The following is a 7,337-nucleotide window of genomic DNA, read 5'->3' as shown; positions in this document are numbered from 1 at the left end:
AAGCTGCTCACGGTCCTCAATGCCATGATGCGAGACCGGAAGCCGTACCTGCAGACCAAACCAACATAACAGTTGCCTGCTTTCGCAGGGACGACACTGAACGTGTTGCACCGTCTGTTAGTCACACTTCGCATTCTCGCGAGATGATCTGTCCGAGCTTTGCATCTCGTTCCGCCGGGTTGCTTTGTCGCCTGAGACCGCTCTGACCCTGCAGACTGTCGCGCCTATTCGCTACAAATCACGACCATTTGTCCTCAAGGATGCCATGCGTGTTTGTCGGATGCAGCCGCCATCCCTGACGACGACGACGATCCCTCCCCGCCTTACCAGCCGGCTCTTCTCCAGCGTTCGAAGGAACTGGACGTGATACGCACCACGTGACGGCACCTGGCGCAGGTCAGATCGTCATCTGAGGTGATACTTCCTGCCGTTCGTGTTCGGGTCGGTATTGTCGCTCGTCGAGAACATCAAGGCCGGTCCGAAATAGCCCCAGCGATCCCGGTAAAGTCCGAATCGGCCGGCGCCCTTGTCGATGATCTCTTGCTGGGTGGTATTCGCGGGACCGAGAAGTTTGTCATCTTCATACAGTCGGGCAGTCTTGATCTCGCCATCCACGTATTTGACGGGGACGAGAAACGCGTGCCCCTGATAGAAGTGAAATGTGCCGCGCAGCAGAAGTCTGTCGATCGGGCTCGCCGGAACCAGATAAAGCAATGCACTCGACGCCAGGGCAAAAAGCGTCGATCCGATCACGATGCGCGTATTGGCGGATATCGTCAACGGCACTTTCCCCGGGCTTTTGCTTGCCAAGCGTCTCTGTAGCGCGCGGCTTCATCGCAAACAACCGACGGGCATCCGCCATCCCCGGTATGCGGCCGGTGCGGAAGCCGAATTGACAGGCCGCACGTCCTCACACAGCAAGCATCAGATCGTGGACGCGCGTCCGGCTAAATTGCCGAGGACTGCCATCAACGCGGTCGCGACGGCACAGCAAACGAGCGCAACCTCCCAGCCTCCGGTGGCATCGTGGGCAAGTCCGGCAAGCGGCGGGCCTGCAGCCGCTAGCGTATAGCCGAGGCATTGCGCCATGCCTGACAGCGCGGCCGCCTGATGGCTGTGCGCAGTTCGCAGGCTGACGAATGTCAGACCGAGGATGAAGGCAGCTCCCGCTCCAAAGCCGAACAGCGCGACCCACACCATCGCAAGCGACGGAAGCTGCCACAATCCCAGCAGCGCGACGCAGGTCGCGAGCGACACCGCGATCGCGATGCCGCGCTGATCCTTCATGCGGCGGACCATCGGACCGAGGATCAAGCCGGGAACCGCCGTCGCCAATTGCGACACACCGTGCAACGTGCCCGCCGCCGCCGCTGAATAACCTGCCTGCACGAGAATGGCAGGCAGCCATCCGACGATGATGTAGAACACCAGCGAGGTCAGGCCGAGAAAGCCGGTGACCTGCCAGGCGAGCGGCGAGTGCCAGATGCGCCCGCGATGCGACGATGAACCAGGCTCGATCGCCGGAGCCGAGTGCATCCCCAGTTGCGGTGCCCAGACCAATAGTGCCACCAGCGGAAAGATCAGTGTGCTCGCAAGCGAAAGGTGCCAGTTCGATCCGGGCAACAGGGCGAGCGGGATCGCCACAACAGATGCGAGCGCCTGCGCCAATGCGGACGTGATCGCGTAGGCCCCCGTCAGGCTGGCGATGCGGGTCGGGAAGTCCCGCTTGAGCAGGCTCGGCAGCAGGACATTCGCGACAGCGATCCCGGCACCAAGGGTGGCAGTGCCGGCGAACAGCGCCCAGACCGGACCGGACGAGCGCAGCGCGATCCCGGCCGCAATGACCAGCAGCGCGCCGAATAGCGACCGCTCCATGCCGCATCTGCGCCCGAGGATGGCTGCAACCGGTGAGATCGCGGCGAACGCAAGCAAGGGCAGCGTCGTCAGGATCCCCGCCTCTGCCGCGCTGACCCCGCTGCTCTCGCGGATCAGGCCGAGCATCGGCGCCACGCCGGTGATGGGCGCACGGAGCGCCGAGGCGATCAGCAGGATCCCCGCGACCAGGAGCCCCTGCCCGCCCAACGTCCGCATCGGCGCAATCATCGTCATCGCATGCTCCCGGCTGTCTGCATGCGCGGAAACTATCGACTTGGTTGCCGGAAGAATTTACATATTTGCTCTATCGATCGCTAAATTCCGTCACGCGATGGGTTTTCAGCACAGCTATGGGTTTTGAGCTTCGCTATGGGTTTCGAGCTTCGCTATCCCTGGCCAGACCTCGATCCGGATGACGTCGCGGCCCCGGCCCTTGCTGTGCGCCTCGATATCACCGCGAACAAGGTCGAGGCGGCCGAGCATGCGCACCGCAAGGGACAGCTGGTGTTTGCGCTCGGCGGCGGCGTGATGTGCCGCGTTCCGAACGGACTGTGGATGGTGCCGCCGCATTGCGGCGTCTGGCTCCCCGGCGGCACCCGCCACACCAATATCGCAACCGCCAATGCGCGGATCTTCTTCGTTTTCATCGAGCCCGGGGCCGCCGACCTGCCCGACCGCTGCTGCACGCTGTCGATCTCGCCGCTGCTCCGCGAGCTTATCGTCGCGCTTTCGGATCGCATGCAGCACGATGTCGGCGATGCGACGCTCGTCGCGCAATTGCTGCTGAACGAATTGCCGCAAATGCCGGTCCAGCAGCTGCATCTGCCGATCTCAGGCGAACCGCGCCTGCGACAGATCGCGGCTGATCTCGCCGACGATCCCTCCGATCGCAGCACGATGGCCGAATGGGCCAACCGTGTGGCAATGAGCGAGAGCAGCCTCGCACGTCTCGTCCTGAGCGAAACCGGCCTGACGTTCGGCCGCTGGCGCCAGCAGCTGCATTTGATCGTCGCGTTGCGTGAGTTGTCGGCCGGCGCAAGCGTTCAGCAGGTCTCGACCGCGCTCGGTTATGAATCCGTCACGGCGTTCATCACCATGTTCAAGAAGGCACTCGGCAAGCCGCCGGCGAAGTATCTCAGTGACATCGTGCAAGGCGGCGGTTCGGCCTTCGCGGCGTGAAGGGCTCCGGCTTCGGTCCTTTCTGGCAAGGAAGGCCGCCGACCGGCGCCTAGAGATCGCAAACGCGTGATTGGCGCAACCGACCGCTGCCTTCATTTGGGCATCTATGAGGAACAGGGTTCCCAGCGGAGAACAAAGGCGGCCGCCGCAGGGGGTGCCTGCAATTGACGTATCGATCCCACAGCAGCTGGCAGGACGTGGATCTGCGCAATCTCGTTCGGGTCATCTCGGCCTGCACCCTCGGACTCTGGGCATTTGCGGCCGGTCTCCTGATCGGGACCTTCCTGTTTTCATGACTGGCTTGGTGGATCCGCCATCCGGCCTACCCGCCGCTCAGATGATGGGCGGCGACGAACAGCACGAGCGCGCTCAGCACCAACGCTGACGCGGCGCCGGCAACGCCGCGGGCGAGTTCAGCCTTCGAAAGATTGGACCTGGTTGCCATCACAACCTCCTGCGCGGGCGAGCTGAGGCCGGTCCGTTCTGGCGGTGAGGCTCGCTCTCGCTGCTCGGACCCACAATCGCATCATGAGGATGAACGCATCATGAGCAAAACGAATGGCCCGTGCTGCCGGTTCCAAATTCTGACCGCAGGGTCTCGGATCGCGGGCATTGGCCGCACGCGGCAAGCAGGCAAAGCCGCGCTGGAAGAAGGTCCGGAGCGCGCGAGCGTCCGCGCCTACCACTCTTCCGGACAGGGATCGACGATCTTCCAGAGATCGACGCCGTTCTTGATCTTCTTCATCTCGGTGGTGAGCCCGCCATTGCGGCGGATCCAGTCCTTCACCGTGTCGGGATAGTAGGACATCAGGTCGGAGGTGCCCTCGAGGCTGGTGACCTTGATGCCGAAGGTGAAGGCCTTGTCGTAATAGGCTTGGTGGAAGCCGATGCTGGCCTTCGGCGTCACGCAGATCTTGTTCAGCGGCACGATGCCGAACACCAGCGTGCAGGCCGAATTGCAGATGCCGTCGATCACGACGCGTTCGCGGCGGTCGCGGATCTGCTTGTACTTGGCCTTGTACTCCTCGACATAGCCGCCATGGTCGCGCGTGATGTGCAGAACGGCTCGCGCTGGCGTGACCGCCAGAACCGAGAGCAGCAAGGCAACAAGGGGCGTGATGCGCATGGAATGTTCGAAACCGAGGGAAAGGCGGCCCGGGCGGACCTGACCGCAAGACTCTGGCCGGACTGTGTTGGCAATCCGTTAAGCATCCCCAAAAAGGCAAAATTTGGCGCGCTGTGGCTGATTTCCCGCAGCTTTTGGCCGGAATCCGGGTTAAATGAAGCGCCAGAGGATCTTGGACCGGCTGCGGAAGCCGATTCCAGCGTGAATGCCAGGAGGCCGCCAATGACAAAGACCAAGCTGTTCGCCGCCCTCGCCGTGACCGTTTCCCTGGCCATCCCGGCCCTCACACCGGCTGCAGCGGCCGACCTCTCGGTCACCCCGCACCACCACCGGCATCACCACCACGCGCATTGGGGCCTGCCCTACCACATCAGCTATCTGCACAATTACGGCCCGGGCCCGGCCGCCGGCAGCTTCGCCTATTATGACGGCCCGTCGACCAACAAGTGCTACCAGAGCTCGGCTGCCTATATCGGCCAGGATCGTCGCCGGCATCCCTGCTTCTGAGCTCAAAGCAAGGCCGGCGGGAGGCGTGGACGCCGTGCCGTCTCTGCTGGCCCCCGCAGCCCAAGTCTGATAATCGACCCGCAACGCGCTCGTAGCTCAGCTGGATAGAGCATCGGATTTCGATTCCGAGGGTCGGGAGTTCGAATCTCTCCGAGCGCGCCAGCGTTTTCATCGATCGTACAATGGTTTAGGACGAACCGGTTTCGTTCTAGATGATCGTTTTCGTGCTGCGAGTAAGTTCGACTCGCTGCCAGCAAAATCGAGACATTACCATCCGCTTCAAATCACTCCGCGCAACAAGAGCGCAACCGGGCGCGGATTGGCGCTTGTTCTGAAATGCGATGTGCACAATGAGGAACGACCCCGACGCGGACGGCGCGCCGGGGTCGCCATTCTGTCAACTCCCGACCGGGTGGGGGCGTAAGGGTCGGGAGCCGACAGACTAGCTCTGACACCACCGCTCGTTCCGCTCCTAAGCGACGCCATTAAGGGTTACTCCCGCCCAACCTGCCGGAAAACGATATCCATTCGCCGCTGGTCGAGGGCTAGCCGAGCGAGGCCGTTAGCAAATCAGCAAGCCGGTCGGCGCAGGCTTCTCAGAGGGACGGGACCGGTTTGGGGAACGTCTTACGGTCTCCGTTTCGGAGGAGCTGGCGTACGGGCCCTGGCGCCGGCTCCTCTTTCATAAAATCTGTGTATGCACTGCGACAGTCATTTGCCGTCGCGTTTGCCGGATTGACGGCACTGGGAACTTCAGGGCTCCAGCGCTTGGAATAACAGGCGCCGCAGGGACAAATCATTTCTCCTCAGCGAAGCGAGGACGCGATGTTCTCGAAGCGGTCAACATCGGCGAGCAAGCTCCGGACCTGCAGGGCCCTCCCTTCGCGAGAAAGTCCGGCGGCGCCGTGGCAAGCGCTTCTAGATGGCCGTAGCGCTGTGTCTCAGGCCCTAGATATTCGGGCCGCCCGTCCCCGTCCTCATGGGCATCGATAAACGCTTCGCGACAAGGTTCGGTAGGTCGATACTCGGCTGGACGTGGGCGAGGTCATCAACTTCGCGATGGGCGTTTCGGGCCAGCCCAAGTAGGCTGAGAGTTCCAAGTTGCCAGCCTCTGCCTAATCTGCTCGGCCTGCTCCTTCGTCAGTTTCTCAGCCAAACTGTAATCGTTCAATTGGGCCGCCCCCTTGCGTTGTCGATCGTAAACCATCCAGTCGGTGCTTCCCTTTCGAACGAGGAACCTTGGCTGTATCGGTGCCGTGTAATTCACCGCAAACTCCCTCAGCAATATGAACGACGTAATATCTTCTTAAGTATAGCACTTGGCATTCGATGCTTTTGTGAACTTGCACACACACGCCGAACGCCTCGTGCGCTCCGATTCGCTCCAATCGTCATCGGCGCAGGCTCGTGAAAATATCGGGCCCGCGGATCACCGATTGCATCGAACATGGTTCCGCGGTTCGGACTACCGTCGTGCACGAGCCACTCGAAATCCTGATAGATTTGACCGCGAACGCAATTCCAAATTGCCGGCAAAAGCTCTAGCGATCTTTTGTCGGCGTAATGATCGTAGTTGCGCGCACGAAATCGATAATCCGTTCGGGCTCTGACCGAGATTCGCGGGCGATGTAGATCGCTCCCAGGTCACAGAAGTGTGTCGCGCTCGCAACGTCACAACAGTTCCCTGTGTGGATGAGCGTGTTTGGACTTCACTGCGTTGCGCATTTGCCCTCTACTAATATCGGACCTTCGGCGGCAATTTTATTTCCAAGACGTCCATTTGAAATCGGGGTCCAGGAGGCCGCTGTTCAGCGGCCAGCGGCCTCTTTCGTTATTTGAGATTCATCGATTGCAATGACATCTTCCGACGCCAATCTGCGTCAATCGGACTGCCATTAGGTCATGGGGACAAGATGATTGAAGAACGCAAACCTTACGTGGCATTTGGAGTGGACCCGGCCGGCGTCGCACGCGCAACGTATGAACTTCGTTGCAGTGACGACGAAGAGGCAAAGCGCCGAGCTGAGGGTTTTTTGGACGAGCACGAATTCGTCGAGTTGTGGATCGACTACAAAAGGATCGCTCGTCTGAAACGAAGCTAGGAAGAGCGTCGACGCGGCATCAAACTCCGAACGAATGCCTCATTTGAACGGAGGCCGTCAGCGTCTGGCCGTCATGCTCGCTTCAGCAAGGCGCCTTTTCTCGACCCCTGGAGAAGCTGCTTGGCCGTTCGCGAAGTTCACCGGTTGAAGTCACCGACCGGACAGCTTGCGCAGAACGAGCAGCAGTAGAAGCTGGCCCGCTCCGATGCCGGCGAGGCCTCCTGCAACCTTGAAGATTGCGTCGGCCAGATGGCCGTGCCGGTCAGGGGTTAGCAATTGCATTGCTTCGAGCGTGAACGCACTGAAAACGACCAAGAGCACGACCAGCATGGCGCGCCGGGGATAACCCACCACAAGGGCCAGTGCCATCACCGCGAACGCGGCGAAATGCTCGACGTGCGGATCAGCAGCAAACGAGGGACGGTCCCGGATCGGGGACAGTGTGGCGAACGCAATAAAGGCCAGCGTTAGCCAGCCAATGACCATTCCGAACGTCCTGATCCTTGATTCAAGCAAGCAACAATTTCCAAGTCGCGGTGCCCGGGATG

The 7,337-nt window shown here is 61.1% G+C and carries 7 protein-coding genes and 1 tRNA gene; 3 read left to right on the top strand and 5 right to left on the bottom strand.

Annotated features, from left to right (window positions below):
- Positions 1–405 precede the first annotated feature (405 nt).
- The gene (locus JQ573_RS22965) at positions 406–780 is read right to left on the bottom strand and encodes a hypothetical protein (protein WP_249132107.1); all 375 of its coding nucleotides are present in this window, start codon (positions 778–780) and stop codon (positions 406–408) included.
- Between the two features lie 144 nt (positions 781–924).
- On the bottom strand, positions 925–2,109 hold the full coding sequence (locus JQ573_RS22960; protein ID WP_212309603.1) for an MFS transporter: 1,185 nt from the start codon (positions 2,107–2,109) through the stop codon (positions 925–927).
- Between the two features lie 135 nt (positions 2,110–2,244).
- On the opposite strand from JQ573_RS22960, the gene JQ573_RS22955 reads away from it, so the two are divergent.
- A complete protein-coding gene (locus JQ573_RS22955; RefSeq protein ID WP_212309604.1) occupies positions 2,245–3,054 on the top strand; it encodes a helix-turn-helix domain-containing protein in 810 nt (269 codons plus the stop codon).
- Between the two features lie 322 nt (positions 3,055–3,376).
- Here JQ573_RS22955 and JQ573_RS40640 read toward each other — a convergent pair whose 3' ends face one another.
- Both JQ573_RS40640 and JQ573_RS22950 read right to left on the bottom strand, forming a co-directional pair.
- A complete protein-coding gene (locus JQ573_RS40640; protein ID WP_256459054.1) occupies positions 3,377–3,499 on the bottom strand; it encodes a hypothetical protein in 123 nt (40 codons plus the stop codon).
- A 234-nt stretch (positions 3,500–3,733) separates the two neighbouring features.
- Entirely contained in the window at positions 3,734–4,180 is a 447-nt protein-coding gene (locus JQ573_RS22950) for a hypothetical protein (RefSeq protein WP_021080599.1), read from the bottom strand.
- 222 nt (positions 4,181–4,402) lie between these two features.
- Here JQ573_RS22950 and JQ573_RS22945 point away from each other — a divergent pair, with 222 nt between their 5' ends.
- Both JQ573_RS22945 and JQ573_RS22940 read left to right on the top strand, forming a co-directional pair.
- Positions 4,403–4,687 (top strand): hypothetical protein, encoded by a 285-nt coding sequence (locus JQ573_RS22945; protein ID WP_212309605.1) that lies wholly within the window; start codon positions 4,403–4,405, stop codon positions 4,685–4,687.
- Between the two features lie 85 nt (positions 4,688–4,772).
- Positions 4,773–4,849 (top strand) — tRNA-Arg (locus JQ573_RS22940).
- 2,090 nt (positions 4,850–6,939) lie between these two features.
- Here JQ573_RS22940 and JQ573_RS22935 read toward each other — a convergent pair.
- The gene (locus JQ573_RS22935) at positions 6,940–7,275 is read right to left on the bottom strand and encodes a VanZ family protein (RefSeq protein WP_212309606.1); all 336 of its coding nucleotides are present in this window, start codon (positions 7,273–7,275) and stop codon (positions 6,940–6,942) included.
- Between the last annotated feature and the right edge of the window lie 62 nt (positions 7,276–7,337).

It is taken from the genome of Bradyrhizobium sp. AUGA SZCCT0105 (assembly GCF_018129565.1).
Lineage (GTDB): Bacteria > Pseudomonadota > Alphaproteobacteria > Rhizobiales > Xanthobacteraceae > Bradyrhizobium.
This window is presented reverse-complemented; position numbering and strand designations above follow the sequence as displayed.

What these genes read in the sequence shown, in the direction of transcription:
- JQ573_RS22950 (WP_021080599.1), bottom strand. Translation starts at nt 4,180, where the DNA reads ATGCGCATCACGCCCCTTGTTGCCTTGCTGCTCTCGGTTCTGGCGGTC.
- JQ573_RS40640 (WP_256459054.1), bottom strand. Translation starts at nt 3,499, where the DNA reads ATGGCAACCAGGTCCAATCTTTCGAAGGCTGAACTCGCCCGCGGCGTT.
- JQ573_RS22960 (WP_212309603.1), bottom strand. Translation starts at nt 2,109, where the DNA reads ATGACGATGATTGCGCCGATGCGGACGTTGGGCGGGCAGGGGCTCCTG.
- JQ573_RS22945 (WP_212309605.1), top strand. Translation starts at nt 4,403, where the DNA reads ATGACAAAGACCAAGCTGTTCGCCGCCCTCGCCGTGACCGTTTCCCTG.
- JQ573_RS22955 (WP_212309604.1), top strand. Translation starts at nt 2,245, where the DNA reads ATGGGTTTCGAGCTTCGCTATCCCTGGCCAGACCTCGATCCGGATGAC.
- JQ573_RS22935 (WP_212309606.1), bottom strand. Translation starts at nt 7,275, where the DNA reads ATGGTCATTGGCTGGCTAACGCTGGCCTTTATTGCGTTCGCCACACTG.